The organism is Chitinibacter fontanus, from assembly GCF_013423785.1.
GTDB classification, from domain to species: Bacteria; Pseudomonadota; Gammaproteobacteria; order Burkholderiales; family Chitinibacteraceae; genus Chitinibacter; species Chitinibacter fontanus.
Genome location: NZ_CP058952.1, coordinates 1,776,115 through 1,799,501, shown reverse-complemented (window position 1 = coordinate 1,799,501; position 23,387 = coordinate 1,776,115). Strand labels below are relative to the sequence as shown.

Here is a 23,387-nt window from a genome sequence, read left to right as displayed (position 1 = left end):
AAATCGACCGCATGACCGCAACGCAAGCCACTTACATCTGCATCGAACAACACGGGGACGAGCAGCAAATGCAGCTGCAGTTCGGCCCTATTCCATCTCCCGGCTGCGGTGAGGTGCTGTTACGCCAAACGGCCATTGGCGTAAACTTTATCGATACCTATCATCGCTCGGGTTTGTACCCGCTGGCATTGCCCAGTGGCCTAGGCATGGAAGCCTGCGGGCTTGTCGAAACGCTAGGTGCTGGCGTTAATGACCTGAAAATTGGTGATCGCGTCGCTTATGCGGGCGGGACGGTTGGGGCGTATACCACCCACCGTATCATGCCAGAGAGCAAGCTGGTTCTAGTTCCTGACTCCATACCCGACAATATGGCTGCAGCAACCTTGCTACGCGGAATGACAGCACAGTATTTATTGAAACAGACTTTCCCCGTTGCAGCTGGGCAGACCATTCTGGTGCATGCCGCAGCGGGTGGCGTTGGGCAAATTTTATGTCAATGGGCGCAAAGCCTAGGGGCGAAAGTCATCGGCACAGTTGGCGGCTCAAGCAAAATGGCGTTGGCGCAACAGTGGTGCGACTGGGTGCTCGACTACAATAATACGGACTGGGTTGCCCAAGTGCGTGAAATTACCCAGCAGCAAGGAGTACCCGTGGTGTATGACGGCGTTGGGGCGGCGACGTTCCTGCCTTCACTCGATTGCCTGGCACCACGTGGCTTGATGGTGAGCTTTGGGAACGCATCGGGTGCAGTGGACGCCTTCAATTTAGGTCTTTTGGCCAGCAAAGGCTCACTCTTTGTCACCCGTCCCACCTTAGGGCATTACACCAGCAACCGCGCGGCTTTATTGGCTTGTGCCAATGATTATTTTGCCGCACTCGAAGCGGGTCTGGTTAAACCGGAAATCGGCCAGCGCTATGCCCTAAGCGAAGCGGCGCAAGCCCACCGAGACTTAGCTGCACGTAAAACCACCGGAGCTACGGTGCTGATCCCATGACCCATCTCGTCTATTTACATGGATTTCTCTCCAGCCCGCTCTCCGAAAAAGCACAGCAGACTATCCGCTGGATGGCGGAGCAAGGCTTATCAGAACAATTGATCTGCCCACAGATCCCGATGCATCCGCAAGCTGCCATTGCTTTGCTGCGTGAATTGCTTGAGCCGCTGCAGGGTGATTTTTGTGTAGTGGGTAGCTCATTGGGTGGCTTTTTTGCGACCTGGGCGGTGGAAGAATATGGTGGTCGAGCCGTGTTGATTAATCCCGCGGTTCAGCCATACGCCTTGATTAATCAATACCTTGGCCCGCAACAAAACTATCAGACCGGTGAAATACACGTGATTGATGCGTCGTTTGCGCACGATTTGCGCGCTTTCGAGCGCCAACCTACGCAAGTTGCACGCTATTGGCTATTATCGCAAACAGCCGATGAAGTATTGGATTATCGGGCTGCGGTAGACTATTACCAAGGATGCCTGCAAACCATCGAGCCGGGTGGCGATCACAGTTTTATTGGCTTTGAACGCTGGCTACCTGCCATTTGGGCCTTTGCGAATCAGCATACTGACTTTCTAGCGAGAAAATAAAATATGACCACACCCCAGAGTGGCATTTTGCCTGCCGCCTCCAGCAATGGTTTGTTTATGCTATTTCGTCGCCGACTCGGACGCCGCGCCGATCAAGCTTGCAAGCAGTGGCTGGCACAATGGCCGGAGCAAGTTGCCCAGCTAGCCAGCGCTAACCCAGATGCCCAATTTGTAGCGGCACTAGGTTTTGGCGCTGATTTGTGGCCCGAGCTGTATGGCTTGGATAAACCCGCTAAATTACGCGCTTTCCCGCGCATAGCTGGCGCTATCCATCCAGCACCAGCCACTCAATGCGACATGATTTTGCACTTACGGGCTGAGCGCTTTGATGTCCTGTACGAATGTGCTGATCAATTCACTCAGGCAATGGGAGAATGGTTTGATGCGATCGAGACCATTCATGGGTTTCGCTACCGTGACCAACGTGACCTGACGGGTTTTGTGGATGGCACTGAAAACCCAGAACAGGCAGAGCGCGCCAGCGTCGCCCTTGTTGGCGCAGAAGACCCGACCTGGATTGGTGGCAGCTATCTACACATTCAACGCTATGTACACCGCATGGAAAGCTGGAACAAGCTGCCAGTCAAACAACAGGAGGCGGTGATTGGCCGCACCAAAGAAAGCGATGAAGAGCTAGCTGACGATGACAAACCACTCACCGCACACATTAGTCGGGTGGTCATTGAAGAAGACGGCGAAGAGCTGCAGATTTTGCGCCAATCCCTGCCCTATGGCTCACCCAGCGGCGATAAAGGTTTGTACTTTACGTCCTACTGCAAAACGCCCGATATTTTTGAAAAAATGCTGGCCCGGATGGTGGCACCTACCGCAGATGGCCGAGTTGACCATCTGCTGAACTATAGCCGCGCCGTAACGGGTGCCGCTTTTTTTGTACCCAGTGTTGATGCGCTCAAACGCCTCGGGGATGGTGCTTAAATCGGCGAACTAAACAGCCGCTCGGCATAGAGACCTTCGGGAAAGACATTTCGCCACCACAGACCTTTGGTGTAGAAGTCTTCATTACGGGTACAACGCTCGGCAACTGCATTAAAAAAGCGGCTATTTTGCCCAGTCTGCCGCGCTAAGCTGGCAGGCAAGCAAAATAGCGGCTTCTGATCTAACTCATCGGCGATTGCTTGCGACTGCCCCGAGTGGCTGGACCATACATACAGTGGCACATCACCCCGCAAACGCTGCTCAGGGCCGCTAAGCTCGGTTTTGAATGCCAGCGTACCGCGCTGATCTAATTCGAACATCGATTTGGGTAAAATCTGCCGCTGTACAAATTCTTCATTCAAGGCGGGTTTATGGTCACCAAACACCACCAAAATCACATTGCGTTTCCGCTGCTTGGCCGCTTGCTGCAAACCTCGGCTAAAGGCAAGTAAATCATCAATGGCCAGCGCCAGACGCTGCTGATATTGCCCAATACCGCTATCGCTCCCGTTAGGAATAAACGGGCCATGCGTTGATACCGTCACCAGAAACATCATCTGTTTCTGGTTTTTGGCTGCAGCCCGATATTGCGCCAGCGCCACATCGTACATCGCGGCATCTTTTGGCCAGCCCGCCTTGCGATTCCAGACCATTTTGTCGACAAAGCGGGTTTGCTCAAAACCAAATTTAGGATAGACATCCGCGCGATGATAAAAGGAGCCGAAGTAGTTATGCATCCCCGTGGTTAAATAGCCGGCCTGCTTCAACTCACTGACCAAAGTAGAGCTGTGCTGATCGTAACGGGATGAGAAATTCTGAAAATCAATCCCTGGCAGCGCCAGCGAAGATAAGCCCGTGAGCGCCTCAAACTCGGCATCTGCAGTGCCCCCACCATATACCGGGCTCACCGCCCGCGCAGCCACAAAGCCCTGTGCGCTCAATTGGCTCATTGAGGTAACTAATTTGTCGTCTGCGCTGGAATAACACGATTCACACATCACCACGACAATATCGGCATCACTACTCTGTGCCAGCGGTGGCAACTGGCGGCTATAGAAATCATGCTCACCACTTTTTGGCAAATGCATGGTTTCGGCACTCAGAACTAAATGCCCCAAAATACCGTTTTGGCGTACATTTTCGCGAAAGTTATAAAACACATAATTGGTGCTAAGGGTTTTACTGAGCACCGCTTGTGATTGCGCCGCGTATTGGCCAGTGCTATCAAATTGCACACCCACAATGCCGCACAACATTAAACCCGGAGCAAGGCGCTTGGCTTTAAAACGCGGGCGAAACCAAATACCCAGCCCGATAGCGCAAATCAGGCCGAGCACGCACAAAATAATATCGATATCTATATAAGACGTTAGCGCCAAACCTTGGCCGACTTCCAGCAAATCACGCCCTAATAAAGGCTCGCCAGTCGCCTTATTTTTGACATAGCTGACGTTATACAACAAGGCTTCGAGGCTCAACGCCGCCCAGACGGAAGCCCAGCGATTGAGCAGCATCGCAAAAAAGAAAAACAGCAGCGCTGAAAACCCAAGCCGCGGAATATTCCAGTGTCCATCTACAAAATAGCGGCCGGCAATCAACAATAAGGGGATCGCAACGATGGGAAACCATCGTTCGAACAAAGGCTTAGACCACTTCACGCGCGTACGAACTCAAGCAAAACCGCGATTATGAACGATTTATGATGGTGCTGCAGCCCTACAAATACCGAGCTGATATGCGGACAGGCTAGCCGCACATACCCTGACACCGTATTGCCATACAAGATCTCACTAAAATAGCCTACAACAAGATACCCGCTTGTTAATGCTTGAAGCGTAATGATTGTGGATAGGGATAGAAGTCTTCCACTATGCCTTGTTTGATTCTGGCTTTGCAGTCTTGCCAAAACTTCGGGCTTAGTAAATCGGCATGATAACGATTGAATGCCGAACGGACATCGGGCCGGGTGAGGAGGAAATTGCCAAACTCTTCCGGATAAACTTCATTTTTATTGCCACTAAACCAAGTCTCGCCACTCATCTCAAACTCGGGTGAGGGCGGCGGTGGGATACGGCGAAAATCGCAATCCGTCATGTACTCGATCTCGTCGTAATCATAAAACACCACTCGGCCCGCGTGCGTCACACCAAAATTTTTGAACAACATATCGCCGGGGAAAATATTGGCAATCGCCAGCTCACGCAAGGCATTACCATAATCGCGGATCACCGCTTCGACCGCATCGCCTTGGCGGTTTTGAATGTATAAATTCAATGGTTTCATGCGGCATTCAATAAACAAATGCCGGATCACAATGCTGTCACCATCTTCTTCGATCGCATTGGGAGCCAACTCACGCAATTCGGCCAATACGTCTTCGGCAAAACGCGCCCGAGGTAGTGCCACATCAGAAAATTCCAATGAATCGGCCATCCGCCCTACCCGATCATGTTGCTTCACCAGCAAATATTTGGCTCGTACGGTGGCGTGATCGACTTCTTTCGGTGGTGCAAATACATCTTTAATAATTTTGAACACATAGGGGAACGAAGGCAGCGTGAATACACTCATCACCATGCCTTTGGTGCCGGGCGCAAAAACAAATTGATCAGACGAATGTCTTAAATGATGAAATAGCTCGCGGTAAAACATGGTTTTACCCTGCTTACCCAAGCCCAACATGGTGTACAACTCAGCGCGTGATTTGTTGGGCAGCATATTGTGCAGAAACTGCACATACGCCGATGGCACCTCCATATCGACCAAAAAATAGGCACGTGACAGCGAAAATAAATGCCGAATATGCGCGGCTTTAAATAAAGCCGCATCAATAAATAGCTGCCCGTGTTCATTGCGACAGATCGGTAGCGTAAAAGGAATTTTCTTGCGCCCGTAGGTGGCTTGCCCGATCAGATATGCGGCTTTATTGCGATAAAACGGCGATGCCAACACCTGAATGTAGCTATTGAATTTGGCTTTAGGGGTTTTACCCAAATGCTGGCGCAACGCCACCAACACCCGCCGCACATCACGCGCCAAATTCACAAATGGCAATGTAAACCCAAAATCAGTAATGATCTGAGCTACAGTCGCAGCCAAACCAGCTTCATTAGGATAGTAGGTTCGAAACGCCGGGCCATCCGATTCGATGTACTCGGTTGAGACTGCTGGCCGGTAAAAAATAAAATCGTTGTGAAAATAGGTGCGATGCAGGATCCGGCAGCAGACAGAGTTAAAAAATGTCTCGGCTAACTCCATCTGATGGTGATTGACCAATAAGCCAATGTATTGCTGCTTGACCTTTTGCCACACACTATCGGGTAAGGACTCCGCATTAAAATCATCTTTGAGCCGCTGTACACATTCTTTGACCCGTAAATCGTAAAAGGCGATCCGATCCCGCACCAAGTTTTGCTGGGCGTGAATATTAGCGGCCTCAAAATTGGTTTGCGCAGCCCGGCTCGCCTCACGAAATAAGGCATAGTGGTGATTAAAGCCTTCCAGCAAGGTTTGAGCGATGGCATGGCCAAGCTCCAGATCATTTTGGACAAGCGGCGCATTCATAGTGGTTCTCGCAATGATGTTTCTACCAGTGTAGGCAGAACACGTAAATTTGCTGCATTGCGATGAAATGCTTGGGCATTTTTAACTGGGAAAAAAGTTGTAATTGAGGGTATCTGCTGCCAGCATATAAATATTGCTTCGGGTGGGGACACCATGTCTGCTCGCATAGGCTTATCAGGGCTGGTTAGTGGCCTATTTGTGCTCAGTATCGCGCTACTGATCTGGCAACACTTTGGCATGAATAAATCGCTACTGATCGATGTAAACACCACCCTACCAATTAGCACTTCGGATGATCGTTTTGACGGTGGTGGCTCGATCGCAATGGTGCGCAAAACCGAGCAATCGCTGCAGCTGAACTGCCAAATGAGCGAGAAATACGAATGGCCTTATTGCGAAATCGGTATTCTACTCAGCCCAGCCCCCAACGGCATCGATCTACGCAGCTTTGACAATATCCGCATGAAGCTAAGCTATAAAGGGCCAGGCAAACATCGAGTACGGCTGTTTCTACGCAATTACAACCCTGCCTACAGTACGCTCAAAGAAAGCACTTCTTGGAAACTGAACGAGATCCAATTTATCGTCGAAGACGGTGTGGATTTATCCTTGCCATTGCATAAATTTAACGTCGCTTCTTGGTGGCTGGCTGATAAAAATATTCCACTGGATCACTACGGCGTGGATCTAAGTAATGTGCCGCTGATGATTATTTCCACAGGTGGCAATAAGGAAGCGGGCTCGCACCAGATTGATGTGGAATACATCGAGTTTCAAGGCAAAACGATTCGGCGCGAAGATCTGCTGATGGGCATTCTGGTTTTGTGGAGCGTGCTGGCCATTGGCGTGCTAATCAATATGCTCTACCAACTACACCAACGGCTCAATTTGATTCGCAGCGAAGCGTCGCAATTGGTCGTGGCCAACGCGTCACTTAAAGAAGAAAAACAACGTATCACCGATCAGGCCAAGCTTGATCCGCTCACGCAGGTGCGCAATCGCTCTGGAATACGCAACGACATTGCCCGTGAAATGGCCAATGCCACGGAGTTCTCACCCCTATCGATGATTATTTGCGATATTGACCATTTCAAAGCAATCAACGATACCTTTGGTCATGGCGTAGGCGATGAAGTCCTAATGAAATTTGCCAAAACGCTCAGCAGCCACGTGCGGCACGGTGATTATGTAGTGCGCTGGGGCGGAGAAGAATTCGTCTTATTCCTGCCGCACACCAAACCGGAACAAGCACTGCAAATCGCCGAAAACCTGCGGCAAACCATTGAAGAAAGTCGCTGGCCATCCAAAACTACGCTCACCGCCAGCTTTGGTGTCGCCGTGATTGGCCCCGAAGGGTTTAGCAAAGCCATGGAAGCGGCTGATATGGCGTTATATGCAGCCAAAAAAGCTGGCCGGAACCGGGTTGAGCTGGCCAAACCTTAGCGCTCAGCGCGCTTAGCAGCTTACGCTCCCCAAGGCGGCGCCAAAGTCTTACAATACGCAGCTTGTTGAATAAACACCAACCACGGAACCTTCATGCTACGTATCACCGAACTCAAACTGCCGCTCGATCACACCGAGGCAGAGCTTAAAACCGCCATTGCCAAATATCTGGGGATTGCCGAGGCCGATATCGCGTCTTATCTGGTTTACAAACGCAGCTTTGACGCACGCAAAAGCCAGATGCAATTGGCTTACATCATTGATTTGGATATTGGTGGTCTTGAGAAAAAGCTGCTCACCAAGTTTAAAGACGACAGCCACGTCCTGCCTACGCCCGATACCAACTATCACTTTGTCACCCAAGCGCCAGCCCAACTGAGCCATCGCCCGATCGTCGTTGGCTTTGGCCCGTGCGGCATCTTTGCGGCGCTGATTTTGGCACAAATGGGTTTCAAACCGATCGTGTTAGAGCGCGGCAAGAAGGTGCGCGAGCGCACGCAGGATACTTGGGGTCTGTGGCGCAAAAACACGCTCAACCCCGAATCGAATGTGCAATTTGGTGAAGGCGGTGCCGGGACATTCTCCGACGGTAAGCTGTATAGCCAGATTAAAGACCCGCGCCATTTGGGCCGCAAAGTGCTCACCGAGTTTGTGAAAGCCGGCGCGCCGGAGGAAATCCTCTACATCGCCAAGCCACACATCGGTACGTTCAAACTGGTCGGCATGGTCGAAAAAATGCGCGCCGAGATCGAATCGCTCGGCGGCGAGATTCGCTTTCAACAGCGCGTGGATGATTTGATTTTGGAAGATACGCCCGACGGTAACAAACAAATTCGCGGCGTACGCGTCACCGAATTGGGCGTTGAAGGCCATCCGAGCAGTGAAATCCTCAGCGAACATGTGGTAATTGCACTCGGCCACAGCGCGCGCGATAGCTTTGCGATGATGCACGAGCGCGGCGTGTTTATGGAAGCCAAACCGTTCTCGGTCGGTTTCCGGATCGAGCACCCACAATCCTTGATCGACAAAGCCCGTTGGGGCAAATACGCGGGGCACCCTATTTTGGGTGCCGCCGATTACAAACTCGTTCATCACGCCGCCAATGGCCGTGCGGTGTACAGCTTCTGTATGTGTCCGGGCGGCACGGTGGTGGCGGCCACTAGTGAAGAAGGCCGCGTCGTCACCAACGGCATGAGCCAATACTCGCGCAACGAGCGCAATGCCAACTCCGGCATGGTAGTGAGCATCAACCCAAACGATTACCCTGGCGGCGCTATGGCGGGGATCGAATTCCAGCGCGCACTGGAAAGCCATGCTTATGTACTGGGCGGCGGTAATTACAATGCACCTGCGCAGCTGGTTGGGGATTTCTTGGCTGGCCGCGCATCGAAAGATGTTGGCAGCGTCGAGCCATCGTACAAACCGGGCGTGAACTGGACCGATCTGGCCAGCGCCCTGCCCGATTACGCCATCACCGCAATGCGCGAAGCGCTGCCTGAATTCGGCAAGAAAATCCGTGGCTACGATATGCACGACGCAGTGCTGACTGGCGTAGAAACGCGCACTTCATCCCCCTTGCGCATCACGCGTGGTGACGATTGCCAATCGCTGAATGTGCGCGGGCTTTATCCAGCCGGTGAAGGCGCAGGCTACGCGGGCGGAATTTTGTCAGCGGGCGTCGATGGCATCAAGGTTGCCGAAGCCTTGGCGATGGATATGCTGAGCTAGGGTATAAACCCCACAGCATTGCAGAGCAATGCGTCAGACACAATACAATGGCGGGTATATCCCGCCATTTTTTATTCCTACTTTTAAAAAATGAAAGTAATCATATAAATGCGAAAAACATGCCAGAAATAGCCGTACCTTTTGGCACAATTCACAGCATGTAAAATTAGATGGAACTTTTTCACAAACTACGTAGTAATGTTATTTTTCCACATGACGCTGTTATTTCCTAAGCGTAATCTTCAATCATCGAAAGCAATAAAAATCGATTTTTGAAATCAATTAAATTACTACATAGGTGAACAAAATGTCATTACCAAATACACTTGGTTTTAGTTTGATTAATATTGCAGTTGCAACTGCAATTGGCTTTACCTCAATCACCGCAGGTGCTGCCAATAACGAATTTAAATATTTAAACGGCACGACGGCGAGCAGCACCCATAGTGAACTGGAATCACGAGGGTATAGCAAAATTCATAATGAGTTGAATAACAACCAAAACCAAGTTATTTGGTGGAATGCCGAACAAAAAGACTGTGTCGTGACTAATGAGAAATTCAGCAAAACCACGTCCATTTATGATGTATCAAAAAACGATTGCGACCCGTATATCACCAGCAAATCAAGTATTAGCCCAGTAGTAGGCCTACTCGCAGGCGCAGCTGCCATTGCCGGCATTGCAGCCATTGCCAATCATAATAAGCATAAACAGCAAGATCGCGAAAAAGAAGCCCGTAACAATGAAGAATATGATCAAGGCTACAATGATGGTCGCAATAATTATCATCGCTACGGCTCTCATTCTGATGCCTACAATAATGGCTACGAGGCTGCCCGCAATGAGCGAAATGATTCATATAACCGCTACAGCGATAATGGCTACAATCATCACAATAATAGTTTCCACAATTACGGCAGCAATCAACGCTACATCAAAGTTTCCGATTTAAATAATATCCGTGCCTCATCGGGTGAACAGGAATTAATAGATCGCGGTTTTCATGAAATTGATGGCAATAAAGGCTGGCGCAGCAGTAGTGTGTTATGGGTGAATGATGATGCACAGGAATGCGTGAGCGTCACCACCAAAGACGGGCGCTTCCAGATGCCCATTGTGGTGGGAATGAATCAATGTTCATAAGCGCCATTGGCACACCATGTGCAGCTTGATCCAAGGCAAATCACAAACCCAGTTCGGTTAGCCATTACTCAACCAGACCGAATAAATGATGATTATTTATCGCAGCTCCCTCCACCATTTACCTAATTTACGGATAGGAAGAACCTCATGTTAAAACCACTCCTGATGTCATGCTGTGCACTACTCATTGCCGGTACAGCCCAAGCCGCAATCCCCACGATGAATTACACGTGCCCAACCGGGATTGAGCTGCACGTTGCCGACGGTGGCTATGCCTTTATCAATGGCAAAAAGGCCAAAATTAAAGTGATGAATGAAAATTATTTTGAAGTAAGTGGGCAAGGCGTGGGTATCGCCGTAGCCAGCAACCCCGACGGCTCGCGCATTGTGAGCTATACCGGCAAGCATGGCGCCAACGGCATGTGCTCTGAAGCCAAGTTGAATCAACAGGCCGCTGCAACTCCAGCCCCCAAAAAGACCACCGCCTTACCCAAAAATATGAGCGCCTATTGCAAAGGCGAAGCCGCTGAGCAATTTAATACCAAGCCCATCTATATTCAGACTAGCAAAGCCTTTACCACCGCCAATGGCTATGCAATGAAGGGCACCGGTGATTTAGGCAATCAAGGCAAAAAACCCTTCCAGTGCAATTTTGATCAGAATGGCAAACTGCTGAATGTGCAATCACTGGTCAATGAAGGTCGCCTATAAGGCGGGTATCTTTGTTTAGATCAATGCTTAAATAAGCTTGCAAGGCATACAGCGATAGGTATATCCCGCCGTTGTATGCGCTAGCTAGCACTAACCCGCTTTTCGGCATTAGAGCGCGGATTCCAAATCGGCAAATAACAGATTGAAAAACGTGCGAGGTTGCTGTCGAACTGAATGCGCAAAGGTAAACCAAGTTTGCGCCTCTAAATGCCCTTCGATCACTTGATATTGCGCCTTGCATACCAGCAGCAACAACGACAGCGTACGGAGCAAGGCATATAGCATGTAAAGCACGATCAGTAGCGTAGCCAGATTGGCATACCACTCATCCGCCCAATGCAGTTGGCCGTAGAGACCATACAGCAGGCCGCCGTGCGCAGCTAATTTCAATCCGACCAAGGTCAGTAAGCGCTTCTGTAACTGTATAGGAGAGGCAAACCAAGCATTTTTAAATGCTTGCTGTTGTTCGTGCAGCACCCCAACCGAAGTCAGAAAATACGCACGCAAGCCCTCGGTTTCAGATACCGCAATGCCTTTTTGTTTCCAACCTGCGATCAGCATCCCGACCAGCATAGGCAACACAAATAGAAACACCACTTCATGCATGATGATTACGCTGGGCCCAAAAAACGTCAGCAGCAGCGCCAACACAAACCGCAGCTGCCAACTCGCGAGCCAGCGCCCCGGTATCTGTATAAAAAACATTTCATACCCCTCAATGAGCAATACTATTGCGAACGCAGCCAATACTGCGCAGAAATAGCAAAGTAATAGTTGGGATAATCGAAGTAAAGCTGAACAGCCATCGGAGAAAAAAGGGCAACAAAAAAGCCGCTCAACGTTTTATCGTTTGGCGGCTTGATTGATTGGCAGGGGAAGAAGGATTCGAACCTTCGCATGTCGGAATCAAAATCCGATGCCTTAACCAACTTGGCGACTCCCCTACTTAGGCTGCGCATTGTATACGCCATTTTTCAGCTTGGCAAGCACTTTTTCAAATTTATTTGCTGAGCGTTATTTTGCTTGGTAGCGCGTTGGGTCAGCTACGCCAGCAGCGGCAAAACCAGCGGCGCGCAAACGGCATGCGTCACACACACCACACGCTTCACCGGCATCGTTCGCTTGGTAGCAGGTCGTGGTGAGGCTGTAATCAACGCCCAGTTTCAAACCTTCGGCAACAATTTGCGCCTTGCTCAACCGAATCAGCGGCGTATGGATATGCAAGGCCGAGCCTTCAACGCCGACCTTGGTCGCCAAACGCGCCATCGCTTGAAACGCCGAAATGTATTCGGGGCGGCAATCAGGGTAGCCGGAATAATCAACCGCATTCACGCCAATATAAATATCATCGGCTTTCAGCACTTCGGACCACGCCAGCGCGTACGACAACAGCACCGTATTGCGCGCGGGTACATAGGTCACGGGGATTTCATCATCCATCGCGCCATTTACTGGCACGGCGATATTGGCATCGGTCAGCGCCGAGCCACCAAAAGCAGCCAGATCAATTTTGATCACGCGATGCTCAACTGCGCCGAGCGACTGAGCGACACGCTTAGCCGCTTCTAGTTCGGCATTGTGGCGCTGGCCATAATCAAACGACAGCGCGTAGCAATCAAAGCCCGCCGCTTTAGCCATCGCCAAACAGGTAGCTGAATCGAGCCCACCGGATAATAAAATAATCGCTTTTTTGTTCATCACAAACTCCACATGGGGTATATCAACACAAGATAGGATAAAGATAGGCCGAAGATTTATACCCCCGGTTTTTCACCCCAGAGTAATTTATGTAACTGCACTTGCACCCGCACCGGCAGCTTGTCGGCGATCACCCAGTCGGCCAGATCGACGGGTTTCAGGCTTTCCCACACCGGAGAGAAAATCACCGGCGCTTTCTCATTTAAGCGATGCTCGCGCACATAATCGCGCGCCCATTCGTAATCGCTGCGATCAACCAGTACAAATTTGATTTCATCATGCTCGGTCACTGCGTCAACATTGGCCCACAGCATATTGCCCATTTCGCCTGATTTGGGCGTTTTAATATCCAAGATGCGCGACACGCGCGGGTCGACGCAATCAATGGGTTGGCCGCCGCCGGTTTCGGTGCTGACGCTGTAGCCGGCATCGCACAGGCGTTTGAATAGCAGATGAACCGGCTTTTGCGCCAATGGCTCGCCGCCGGTGACACAGACGGTTTTACAGCCGTAGCTCTCAATCTGCGCCATGATCTCGTCCAAAGTCATGGTTTTACCGCCGGTGAACGCATACGCGCTATCGCAGTAGGTACAACGCATCGGACAACCAGTCAGACGGACAAACACCGTCGGCAGGCCGATTCGGCTGGTTTCGCCTTGCAGCGAGTGGAATATTTCGGTGATACGCAACGCTTCGCGCATAAGGGCTTTCCTTTCCAGAAGAACAGTCTGGGGGATCAATAAAAATGGCACCGCACCTATCATAAGGCCACGATGCCCGAGCGCACTCGAGCCGAGCTCGTGCTAACAATGGGGCTATTTTATACCGCCCGGCCATAGAGATACAGGCAGGATTACCCGCAAATAGAGCGTAGCGGTACTTTTACACTTGCAGTGCTGATGCCTTCGGCATTAAATAATCGGTTGCCCGCAAGCCCCATCAGTCGCTGACTAAGCAAAGGTATATACACCCAAGCCAGTCAGCAAAAAGCATTAAGAGATATACCCATGAATGCCATCCCAAGCCCCGCTGCTGTGCCACACCATAACCGCTTTGCGGGCTGGATTTTGTTGCTTGCAGCACTCACCGCGCTGGGGCCCTTATCGATCGATATGTATTTGCCGGGTCTGCCTGCGATTGCCAGTGGCCTGCACGCCGATGACGGTACGGTACAGCTCACCTTGGCGAGCTACTTTATCGGCTTGGCACTAGGGCAGATTTTATACGGCCCGCTTTCAGATCATTTTGGCCGCAAACCGCCGCTGCTCATCGGGCTAGGCGTGTATTTGCTGGCCTCAATCGGCTGCGCGCTGGCCACCAGCATTGAGGCCTTGATTGCGCTGCGCTTTATCCAAGCGCTGGGCGGCTGCGCCGGCATGGTGATTGCCCGTGCCGTGGTGCGTGATCGCTGCGAGCCACGGATGGCCGCGCAAGTGTATTCATCCTTGGTATTGGTGATGGGGATCGCACCAATTCTCGCGCCGCTGCTGGGTAGCTGGGTGGTCGGTGTGAGCAGCTGGCGGGCGATTTTTGGCTTGCTGGCGGTATTTGCGCTGCTCTGCCTGATCGCAATGCATTATCTGCTGCCCGAATCGCGTCCGGCCAAACAAGACCAACGTTTTCATCTCGGCGGCATCCTAATGGCCTATCGTGAGCTGCTGCGTGACCGCCATTTTATGGGCTATGCACTGACCGGTGGCTTGGCCGTCGCTGGCTTATTTGCCTATATCACCGGTTCGCCGATTGTGATGATGAAGGTGTATGGCCTGAGCCCAACGCAATACAGCCTGACCTTTGGCAGTATTGCCGCGTGTTACATCATCGCCAGCCAGTTTAATGCGCGAGCGCTACGAAGCCGCTCGATTGATCAATTATTGCAGCGCTCAACGCTAACGCTGGCACTGGCCAGCGGGGTGTTGCTGCTCACCAGCTTGCTGACCCAGCCGCCATTTTGGCTACTGGTCGGCTGCATTTATCTGTATCTAATGTCGCTAGGCTTTGCTGCGCCCAACTCCACGGCCGGCGCACTGGCGCATCATGGCGCGCAAGCAGGGCTGGCCTCGGCCTTAATGGGCACGATGCAATTTAGCATTGCAACCGTAGCCGGCATTCTGATGGGCATCTGGCACGACGGCAGCAGCCTGCCGCTGGCGAGCACCTTGGCATTTTGTGGCATAGGTGCCTGGCTGGCTTATCGAGTGGTAGCTATCAAGCTGGATGGCGGGGTATCTCACTAAGCGACTATTAAATTATCGATTTGAGGCATATACCCTCAATAGCAGGGTATTGAAGAGACTAAAAATACAATCGAATCCTTGGCTCGGCCTATGGTTGTGTATTCAAGACACAGTGGAACTGCGCCATGCCATCAATAGTTAGCAATTCCGGGGTATATTTGATGTAAGTAATTGGATTACTCACCATTCAGATGTGGAGCTAGACCATGAATACAACATCAACTGCCCCATTCGAGCCCTTGCGCCGTCTACTGCGATTTCCCCCGATTCAAATTGCCGTGATGTACTTCAGCTTGATGTTTGTCCATTTAGCCGGCATCGTTTTTATGCAAACGTTTGGGCAGTCACCCATCACCCGTCTTGCGAGTGCCATTCCGATCGTCGCCAACTTGCTTCTGGTCTACTGCAGCCTGACTTATTGGCTGGAGCGCAGAGCGTTGCAGGAATTAGCACTGGCCAAGCTGGGACGTGAATTATTGATCGGCCTATTACTGGGCTTTGGCCTACATTCATTGTGCGTGTTGATCGCCGCTTTGCTCGGCGTGTATCAGTTTGGCGGGCTCGATAGCTGGTCGAATTTAATGCCTTCTGCTGCGGCATTTTCAGTGCCGCTATTTGAAGAGCTCGCATTCCGTGGCGCGATTTTCCTCGTGCTGGAACGCGTACTCGGCAGTTGGTTAGCATTGGCCATTTCGTCGCTGATTTTTGGCCTTGTCCATCTTGCTAACGCAGGTGAGTCTTTTGCGGGGATTGCATCCATTGTGCTGATTTTTGGCCCCATGCTCGCCGCACCGCTGATGTTAACGCGCTGCCTCTGGATGGGGATCGGGCTGCATATGGCGTGGAACTACACGATGGGTAAAGTCTTTTCTGGCGCCATTTCGGGCGGAGAGCCCGCGGCAGGCTTATTCAAAATCACCGTTCAAGGGCCAGAGTATCTCACTGGCGGCTCGGCGGGCATGGAAGGCTCGTGGATTGCGATGATAGTGTGCCTGCTGGCAACGCTAGCTATGCTTAGTTTAACGGTACGCCGAGGGCTAATTCAGCCCCCTAGCTGGCGCAGACAAGATTAAGTCAATCCTCAGCTGTTTACGCCCAAATAAAAAGACCGCCTCAGCGGTCTTTTTATTTGGGAATACAATCCACAAATTAGTTAGGCATTTTTCTTTATTACTCGATAAATCAAATGCAGCAACATGGCTCCAAATACCGCGCCAATTATTCCCGATTTTGTACTTTGCGCACCAAAAACATTAAATATTAAATGCCCCAACCAGCTACCAGCAATACCGATCAGACAAGTCATACACCAACCAGCAGTATCTCGACCGGGCAGCAATATTTTAGCAATAACACCAATCAATAAGCCTATTACGATTGCACTCAATACACCAAATAGGCCACCAAACATATACGTCATATTGTCCATGATTTACTCCTTAAGAATGATATTAATATTCAAACCACATCATAATAGGTACCGCACCTACGAGAATCAGAATCTGCAACACGGGGATAAGCATAATCACAATTGGGCTTTGTGGGTCCGGATGTATATACACAGCATCAAACAACATGATTGGCTCAATAATTATTGCGATCAGTATTGCAATTGACCATGGAATAAATGACTTATTCTTTCTACGATTCAAGACCTTCAGCCAAATTGCCATCACGACATTAGGTGCCCATAACATTGCAGTGATCGTCAGCCATGCTAATCCATCCCTAACCCCCATCTCACTGACTAAATAAAATGATATGAATGTACTAATTGCAATGAATACATATGAGAAGACTAAAATGCATTGTCGGCATCGAATCCTCGCCAATTCACTATCTTTATGCATTTTCATCACCTGCTTTATTATTCAGCAATTGATTTCATTTCATTAGCGATGATTTCTGCCAATGGACCTAATACAATCTGAATATTCTCTTTGTTAAGTTTAATAACACCTGCTGCGCCTAATGCTTTAATCCGGGCTTCATCAATGATATTGATGTCACGTACCATCAAGCGTAGGCGGGTAATACAAGCATCTATCTGCAGCAAATTCGCCCGGCCACCTAGCGCAGCCAGATACGCTTTTGCCAATGCCGTTTTATCATTGCTCACCGGGGCAGCCGGGGCGGCTTCTTCATCTTCGCGCCCCGGTGTTTTCAGATTGAAACGCTGGATCGCAAAGCGGAAAGAAACATAATAAATGCCAAAAAACACCAGCCCTTGCAGTAGCAACATATACCAGCCGGTTGCCAGCGGATTTTGGCTAGAGAGCAGCAAATCCACAAAACCGGCACTAAAACCAAACCCAGCCATCCAGTGCATACTTGCAGCGATATACAGCGACAAACCGGTGAGTACCGCATGCAAGACATATAGTTGCGGGGCGGCAAACATAAAGGCAAATTCGAGCGGCTCTGTAATCCCAGTAAAAATCGCCGACAGCGCAGCTGTAGCCATCAAAGCACCGACTTTGGCACGATTTTCCGGTTTGGCGGTTTGGTAAATGGCCAATGCCGCACCAGGCAAACCAAACATCATGATCGGGAAGAAGCCCGCCTGATACATCCCGGTAACCCCAGGAATGGCGCGGCCTTCCGCAATGGCACGGGCACCGCCCAAGAAGTTGGGGATATCGTTAATCCCTGCTACATCAAACCAGAACACCGGATAAAACGCGTGATGCAAACCAATTGGGATCAGCAAGCGATTAATCAAACCAAATAAGCCCGCCCCAAGCGCACCAAGACCACTAATCTGCTTACCCACACTAACAAGGCTCGCAAATAAGCAAGGCCATAGCACCAGCAATGGTATAGCCAGAAAAATCATGGCCACGGAGACCAAAATGGGAACTAAACGTTTACCCGAGAAAAAGGCGAGTGCTTTGGGTAGCTCAAGGCTGCCATAGCGGTTGTACAACACCGAGGCGATCACACCACAAAGAATCCCAATAAACTGATTATTGATCTTCGCAAAGGCTGGTGACACCTGCTCCAAGGGCAGACCCTGAATTGTGGCAACCGCCTTCGGACTGAGCAGGGTGGTTAAGACCAAAAACCCAACCATCCCCGCCATGGCAGCAGCACCATCCTTGTCTTTCGACATGCCATAAGCCACGCCTGCGGCAAATAAAATGCTCATATTGCCAATAATTGCACCACCGGCATTACTGAGAATCCCGGTTAACTGATGCGCGCCAGGGGCAGTTGACTCCAACCAATAGCCAATCCCCATTAAAATCGCCGCCGCAGGCAGTGTAGCCACTGGCAACATCAGCGCACGCCCGATTCTTTGCATATATCCAATGATATTCATGATGTTTAACCTCACACGAAATCCATCATTTCATCCGCTGGTACCAATCAGCACAGAACGGGCGCTAAACAATACCAGTAGCGACTAAAGTTAACGCTGACACAAGCGACTCAAGTTGCGTCCAGAGGCAGGATTCAGCGGCGTGCTATTGATTCGGTTTACGATATGCACCATTTCTGGCTCATTGGTGAGGTAATACGCGCCCACCCCAGCTAGCCAACGAGCCTCATGATTTTGACAGTCCACTTCGTAGGTACTGATCGTGATAAAGCGCTTGCCATTAAAATCACGCGTAACCGCCCAGTCTTCTACTTCTACGCCGTTACCACGCAAATCCACCAAGCGGACAAATTCATTCGCACTAATTTGCTGCATATCGTTTTCAATGCTGCGCGTATTAAATGTTTGTCCTGGGTAATACTGCATTGCAGATGCCGCCACGGAAATGATTGCGAAAAACCCGCCAATGACTAGTCGTTTCATGATTTTTTCTCCATGTATTAAAAATTGACAACGACATAGTATTCCCACAGACAATACATATCAATACATTAAATACGTTTATTGCATGTAAATAATTCATAAACGCATAAATAGGGACGTAAAAAAACTGCCTTCGCAGCACCTACGAAGGCAGTTTGATCGTCAAATCAGCAGTGTGCGCACCCACAATGCATCGGTTTACTTAAGCAGGCCTCCGCGCCAGAAAACACGCCCGATTACATGTACATTTGCCTGACGTGGCAGTTGAATATCAAAATATTGACTTCGATCTGGATTATCAGGCGCCAATATAATCAGCGACTCACTGAGCAAAACGCGGCGAATCATCACCACACCATCCATTTGCAATGCAAAAATCTCACCCGCCACCAATTGTGTAGAGGAAGCATCGATCAATACCACATCGCCCTTATAAATAGTCGGCTCCATTGAACGGTGCAACGCGATTGCACCCACAATTTGCGCAGCATCTAAACCAAGCCCAGCACAAAGATGCTGTGAAATTGGGTATTTTTCGGGTCGATAGTGCAACCGAGCATCTTCTATCCGCTCAATAATCGGCACCTGTAGCAAAATTTGCTCTGCCGTTGAGAAGACTGTTTGTTCAGTGGGCCCCCGCTCGAACTGCTCGGTGCTTAAGCCTAAAGCAGCGATGATTTTGCGCATGGTGCCTGTGCGTGGTGAACTAGTCTCCCCAGAGACAATACGATGTATGGTTGGTTGTGGCACGCCTGCGCGCTCACCCAACTGGCCTTGGCTTAAACCAAAATATTGCATCCATTGCTGTAAACGTAGCTGATTATCCATTCGTGACCACTCCAACCCAATCATTCCCAAATATTAATACATTTTTGCATTGAACGTGCAAACAGATTGATCATAACTACAGCGTCAATGCGAGTTAAGGTACTACTTTTGCACCAAAATTCTGCTGAATTGGCATTTTTACCCAGTTCAGAGGGAAAGATTACCGTGAAATACCTATGGCATAGGCGTAGATTTGCAATACGTTCAATACATTTGGAGATCAGAAAATGTCATTTCTAACTGCAATCAAACGCTGCCTACAGCAGTATGCCGTCTTCAATGGCCGTGCCAGCCGTGCCGAATTTTGGTGGTGGATGCTATTTCAAACGCTGTGTTACCTAGCAATTACACTCAGTTTGGGCCAAGGAATGGGTAGCTCTTTGCTATTACTCACCCTGCTCCTCCCAAGCCTAGCGGTTGGAATACGAAGACTTCATGACATTGGCCGTTCAGGTAAATGGGTTTTAATCGGTTTAATCCCCGTTGTAGGTTGGTGCGCCATGTTGTACTGGCACACCCGCCCCAGTGACACGGATAACCAATTTGGTCCCGTGCCCCTGTTTGTCTAAGCTAGGCGACCAAGCGGCGAGATATATCGCAGCTTGGCCTCAAGAAATTCGCGTGTTTGTTATACGCCAGCAGGAAAAGTCAAAATGCTCATCGGATTGGTTTTTTTCGCAATTGTTGCAGTATTACTGATGATTTCTTCTATCAGTATTTACTTGCTTATTACCACCGCCAGTACTTTATCAAAGAGCGCGTGGGTCAAACTCACTGCAATGATTGTGCTATTGGTCACTATCTTTGACTAATTGAGCCCCATTACGGGCAATTAAATTCTATAGGCATATTCGTCAAAGCCTTATCCAAATAGCCTTTAGTGGACATACCCCAAATACTTCGCTCATAAAAAAGGATCGCCAGCGCGATCCTTTTTCATTGAACACAAATTAATTTGGCGCCGCTAACGCTTTTTTTGCTTTTGCAGCCGCTTCCGATTGTGGATAGCGTTCCAGAATATTGATCAGATAATTGCGTGAGCCTTTTTTATCACCCGTTGTCGCGGCAACCGAAGCCAAGCCGAGCAGCGCATCAGGCGCCTTGGCGTCGTCAGGCGCATTTTCCACCACGTTTTTAAACGCAATATTGGCCGATTTATAATCTTTGCTGAAGGCATAATTCATGCCCATCCAATACTGTGCAGCAGGCATTTTGTCACTATTGGGATAGTCAGCCACAAATTTTGCCCACGCGGTGCTGGCATCTTTGAATTTTTTATTCTGTACCAATGCTACTGCGGCATCAAAGCTATCTTGCTCGCTGAGTTTAGCTTCTTGCTTGGCTTCCGCCTTGGCCTGCTCAATGGTGCGCAAACGAGCATCCAGATCGATATACAGGTCTTTCTGGCGCTTCACCGCTTCATCCAAATTAAATTGCAACACCTCATTGGCACCGCGTAATTTGGCGATTTCCTCTTTTTGCGCATCAAGCTGGCGCACCAGATCGAGCATGCGAGCCTTACTGGCTTCCAGTTGCTCTAGGCGCTGGGTATTTTGCTGTTGCAGCGTTTGTACGCTGGCGGCCAAGTCTGCCACCTGTTTGCGGGCCACATCATCATCAAATAAACCCGCCTGGGCATGCGTTGCCATCCCGGCAAAAACAAAAGCAATTAGTGCGATTTTCATTTGTTTCATCATCAACATCTCAATGGTATTGAAATACAAACCCCGCAACGGCGGGGTTTGGGGATGGCTACACGAGCCGCACAGTGACAAAGCCACTTAGCGAGCCTGCAATGCGCTTCCCAGATAAAGGAAGAGCGTAGGCAGTCCGCTAAAACTAGGCAAGCAACTTATTTGCTTTGTTCGCCGTTATACACAATATCGGCACGGCGATTACGTTCCCATGCCTCATCAGTATCACCATTTTCCAGTGGACGCTCTTCGCCAAAGCTCACTGCTTCGATCTGGTTTTCGTTCACACCCAAAGCCAGCAACAATTTAGCCACAGCGTCAGCACGTTTCTGACCTAGCGCCAAATTGTATTCGGCGGTACCACGGTTATCGGTATTGCCTTGCAAGATGATCTTGTAATCACGGTTTTCGACCAAGAATTTCGCATGCGCTTGTACCATCGCATCGTAATCGCTCTTCACAGTGAATGAGTCAAAATCAAAGTACACGCGACGTTGCGACAAAACGTTGTTTGGATCAGTCAAACGTGGATCTAGCTTCACACCAGTGGTGCCAGTCGTATCTACAGTTTTGATTTCGCTACCCGTGCTCGCTACGCTGCTGGCGTTTTTACCGGCGTTTGGGTCAACCACAGGTGCCGGAGTGCTGGCACACGCGGCCAATAGGGCAGTCATCAGGACACTGAGGGCAATCTTTTTCATGAGTTCTCTCCGTTTATTAACAAACACAAATTAGTCTCAACGCAACATCGGGCCCCACGCAGGCTGACGCACTTCGCCACCCTGAGCTTTCAGGCGCTGCTTCACACGGCCATCGGCCGATACAATCGCCAAAGTGCCACGACGACCCACATCAGTTTCATACAGAATCATCTGGCTATTGGGCGCAAACGATGGCGAATCATCGGCATTGGTATCAGTAAGCACCATGCTCTGACGAGTAGCCAGATCCATAATGGCCACACGATAGCCATTGCTACGCGTGATATACGTCATCGAACGACCATCGGGCGAAATCTTGCCACTGGCGTTATACGCACCAGAATTGGTCATTCGCACCGCCTCACCACCATTGATAGACTGGCGATAAATCTGCGGGCTACCACCACGGTCGGACGTAAAGATAAGAGTCCGACCATCGGAAAGGAAAGAAGGTTCCGTGTTAATTTCACCACTTTGCGTTACTCGGCGTGGATTACTACCATCCGCGTTCACCACGTAAATCTGGCTGCCCAGATCTTTACTCAATACTACGGCTAGTTGTTTACCATCAGGTGACCATGCAGGAGATGAGTTACTACCTTTAAAATTGGCCGCTTCAATGCGTTTACCAGTAGCCAATTCATGCACATAGACAATTGGCTTTTCTTTTTCAAACGACACATAAGCCAGCTTGCCACCATCGGGAGACCATTTGGGTGACATAATCGGTTGCCGTGAGGCCAGCACGGTTTGCGCACCATAGCCATCCGAATCAGCCACCTGTAATTGGTAGCGACCTGGCGTTTTCAACACATAGGCAATGCGCGAGGCAAACGCACCCGTTTTACCGGTGAGCTTGGCGTAAATCATATCGGCGATTTGATGCGCCAAACGGCGAGTTTGGCTAGCATTGCCGCGTTTTTCAAACGCAATCAATTCCTGCTTGGTCGCCAGATCGACCAACCAGAAGCGCACTGTCACTTGATTGCCATCGGGAATCACTTGGCCAACCAACGCGGTTTGTGCGCCTTTGGCTTGCAGGGCAGGGTAGTTGATCTCACCACTGGAAAATGGCTGTGGCGCTACATCACCGGCGGCAATGACCTTGAATAAGCCACTATTGCCCAGATCGGTACTCACGACAGGGGTAATTGCCTGCGCTAAGCCAATTTCATTCTGAAACGGGATAATGGCAATCGGGTATTGCTGGCTGCCCGAGGTGACAATCTCAAGCTGAATATCCGCTTTGGCCGCGCCACTAACTAGTAGCAAAGTCGCCATCACTTGGCAGATCAACTTCACGAATTTCATCGTTT

Annotated in this window: 23 protein-coding genes and 1 tRNA gene; 10 read left to right on the top strand and 14 right to left on the bottom strand. The window is 50.1% G+C overall.

Annotated elements, in window-relative coordinates:
* Positions 1-11: 11 nt before the first annotated feature.
* Genes HZU75_RS08335 through HZU75_RS08325 form a run of 3 tightly spaced genes read left to right on the top strand, consistent with a single transcriptional unit; the run spans position 12 to position 2,518 of the window.
* A complete protein-coding gene (locus tag HZU75_RS08335) occupies positions 12-995 on the top strand; it encodes a quinone oxidoreductase family protein (RefSeq protein WP_180308659.1) in 984 nt (327 codons plus the stop codon).
* Complete coding sequence (locus HZU75_RS08330) at positions 992-1,582, top strand: YqiA/YcfP family alpha/beta fold hydrolase (RefSeq protein ID WP_180308658.1); 591 nt, start codon at positions 992-994, stop codon at positions 1,580-1,582. The genes HZU75_RS08335 and HZU75_RS08330 overlap by 4 nt, the downstream gene beginning before the upstream one ends.
* A gap of 3 nt (positions 1,583-1,585) precedes the next feature.
* Positions 1,586-2,518, top strand: a complete 933-nt coding sequence (locus HZU75_RS08325) for a Dyp-type peroxidase (RefSeq protein ID WP_180308657.1) — start codon at positions 1,586-1,588, stop codon at positions 2,516-2,518.
* Here the strand turns inward: HZU75_RS08325 and HZU75_RS08320 are convergent.
* Positions 2,515-4,176, bottom strand: a complete 1,662-nt coding sequence (locus HZU75_RS08320; protein ID WP_180308656.1) for an LTA synthase family protein — start codon at positions 4,174-4,176, stop codon at positions 2,515-2,517. The genes HZU75_RS08325 and HZU75_RS08320 overlap by 4 nt on opposite strands.
* Before the next feature lie 163 nt (positions 4,177-4,339).
* Positions 4,340-6,082: a bifunctional isocitrate dehydrogenase kinase/phosphatase gene (gene aceK / locus HZU75_RS08315; protein WP_180308655.1), complete on the bottom strand. Its 1,743-nt coding sequence runs from the start codon at positions 6,080-6,082 to the stop codon at positions 4,340-4,342.
* Between the two features lie 153 nt (positions 6,083-6,235).
* Here aceK and HZU75_RS08310 point away from each other — a divergent pair, with 153 nt between their 5' ends.
* The 4 genes from HZU75_RS08310 (at position 6,236) to HZU75_RS17415 (ending at position 11,108) form a co-directional block, all read left to right on the top strand.
* Positions 6,236-7,525: a GGDEF domain-containing protein gene (locus tag HZU75_RS08310; protein ID WP_180308654.1), complete on the top strand. Its 1,290-nt coding sequence runs from the start codon at positions 6,236-6,238 to the stop codon at positions 7,523-7,525.
* Positions 7,526-7,618: 93 nt separating this feature from the next.
* Complete coding sequence (locus tag HZU75_RS08305) at positions 7,619-9,253, top strand: NAD(P)/FAD-dependent oxidoreductase (protein WP_180308653.1); 1,635 nt, start codon at positions 7,619-7,621, stop codon at positions 9,251-9,253.
* Between the two features lie 307 nt (positions 9,254-9,560).
* Positions 9,561-10,397, top strand: a complete 837-nt coding sequence (locus tag HZU75_RS08300) for a hypothetical protein (RefSeq protein WP_180308652.1) — start codon at positions 9,561-9,563, stop codon at positions 10,395-10,397.
* A 147-nt stretch (positions 10,398-10,544) separates the two neighbouring features.
* Entirely contained in the window at positions 10,545-11,108 is a 564-nt protein-coding gene (locus HZU75_RS17415; protein ID WP_228028244.1) for a YsaB family lipoprotein, read from the top strand.
* Positions 11,109-11,216: 108 nt separating this feature from the next.
* Here the strand turns inward: HZU75_RS17415 and HZU75_RS08290 are convergent, their stop codons facing one another.
* The 4 genes from HZU75_RS08290 to queE all read right to left on the bottom strand — a co-directional run bounded on the left by HZU75_RS08290 (position 11,217) and on the right by queE (position 13,507).
* Positions 11,217-11,813: a hypothetical protein gene (locus HZU75_RS08290; protein ID WP_180308651.1), complete on the bottom strand. Its 597-nt coding sequence runs from the start codon at positions 11,811-11,813 to the stop codon at positions 11,217-11,219.
* Between the two features lie 162 nt (positions 11,814-11,975).
* Positions 11,976-12,052: transfer RNA gene (locus tag HZU75_RS08285), tRNA-Gln, on the bottom strand.
* Between the two features lie 70 nt (positions 12,053-12,122).
* Positions 12,123-12,806: a 7-cyano-7-deazaguanine synthase QueC gene (queC, locus tag HZU75_RS08280; RefSeq protein ID WP_180308650.1), complete on the bottom strand. Its 684-nt coding sequence runs from the start codon at positions 12,804-12,806 to the stop codon at positions 12,123-12,125.
* Between the two features lie 56 nt (positions 12,807-12,862).
* Positions 12,863-13,507, bottom strand: a complete 645-nt coding sequence (queE, locus tag HZU75_RS08275) for a 7-carboxy-7-deazaguanine synthase QueE (RefSeq protein WP_180308649.1) — start codon at positions 13,505-13,507, stop codon at positions 12,863-12,865.
* 306 nt (positions 13,508-13,813) lie between these two features.
* On the opposite strand from queE, the gene HZU75_RS08270 reads away from it, so the two are divergent.
* The gene (locus tag HZU75_RS08270) at positions 13,814-15,043 is read left to right on the top strand and encodes a multidrug effflux MFS transporter (RefSeq protein ID WP_228028243.1); all 1,230 of its coding nucleotides are present in this window, start codon (positions 13,814-13,816) and stop codon (positions 15,041-15,043) included.
* A gap of 206 nt (positions 15,044-15,249) precedes the next feature.
* Positions 15,250-16,116: a CPBP family intramembrane glutamic endopeptidase gene (locus tag HZU75_RS08265; RefSeq protein WP_180308648.1), complete on the top strand. Its 867-nt coding sequence runs from the start codon at positions 15,250-15,252 to the stop codon at positions 16,114-16,116.
* An 80-nt stretch (positions 16,117-16,196) separates the two neighbouring features.
* On the opposite strand, the gene HZU75_RS08260 is transcribed toward HZU75_RS08265, so the two are convergent.
* From HZU75_RS08260 to HZU75_RS08240, 5 genes are all read right to left on the bottom strand, one after another.
* The gene (locus tag HZU75_RS08260) at positions 16,197-16,472 is read right to left on the bottom strand and encodes a GlsB/YeaQ/YmgE family stress response membrane protein (RefSeq protein WP_228028242.1); all 276 of its coding nucleotides are present in this window, start codon (positions 16,470-16,472) and stop codon (positions 16,197-16,199) included.
* A gap of 22 nt (positions 16,473-16,494) precedes the next feature.
* On the bottom strand, positions 16,495-16,893 hold the full coding sequence (locus HZU75_RS08255) for a hypothetical protein (protein ID WP_180308647.1): 399 nt from the start codon (positions 16,891-16,893) through the stop codon (positions 16,495-16,497).
* 17 nt (positions 16,894-16,910) lie between these two features.
* Positions 16,911-18,365: an N-acetylglucosamine-specific PTS transporter subunit IIBC gene (gene nagE / locus HZU75_RS08250; protein WP_180308646.1), complete on the bottom strand. Its 1,455-nt coding sequence runs from the start codon at positions 18,363-18,365 to the stop codon at positions 16,911-16,913.
* Positions 18,366-18,455: 90 nt separating this feature from the next.
* Positions 18,456-18,848: a hypothetical protein gene (locus HZU75_RS08245; RefSeq protein WP_180308645.1), complete on the bottom strand. Its 393-nt coding sequence runs from the start codon at positions 18,846-18,848 to the stop codon at positions 18,456-18,458.
* A 198-nt stretch (positions 18,849-19,046) separates the two neighbouring features.
* Positions 19,047-19,676 (bottom strand): LexA family transcriptional regulator, encoded by a 630-nt coding sequence (locus HZU75_RS08240; protein ID WP_180308644.1) that lies wholly within the window; start codon positions 19,674-19,676, stop codon positions 19,047-19,049.
* Positions 19,677-19,903: 227 nt separating this feature from the next.
* Between HZU75_RS08240 and HZU75_RS08235 the strand changes: the two genes are divergently transcribed.
* Complete coding sequence (locus HZU75_RS08235) at positions 19,904-20,245, top strand: DUF805 domain-containing protein (protein WP_180308643.1); 342 nt, start codon at positions 19,904-19,906, stop codon at positions 20,243-20,245.
* Positions 20,246-20,626: 381 nt separating this feature from the next.
* Here the strand turns inward: HZU75_RS08235 and ybgF are convergent, their stop codons facing one another.
* The 3 genes from ybgF to tolB form a co-directional block, all read right to left on the bottom strand.
* A complete protein-coding gene (ybgF, locus tag HZU75_RS08230) occupies positions 20,627-21,373 on the bottom strand; it encodes a tol-pal system protein YbgF (protein ID WP_228028241.1) in 747 nt (248 codons plus the stop codon).
* A gap of 155 nt (positions 21,374-21,528) precedes the next feature.
* Positions 21,529-22,071 (bottom strand): peptidoglycan-associated lipoprotein Pal, encoded by a 543-nt coding sequence (pal, locus tag HZU75_RS08225; protein ID WP_180308641.1) that lies wholly within the window; start codon positions 22,069-22,071, stop codon positions 21,529-21,531.
* A gap of 36 nt (positions 22,072-22,107) precedes the next feature.
* On the bottom strand, positions 22,108-23,382 hold the full coding sequence (tolB, locus tag HZU75_RS08220; RefSeq protein WP_180308640.1) for a Tol-Pal system beta propeller repeat protein TolB: 1,275 nt from the start codon (positions 23,380-23,382) through the stop codon (positions 22,108-22,110).
* Positions 23,383-23,387: the final 5 nt, after the last annotated feature.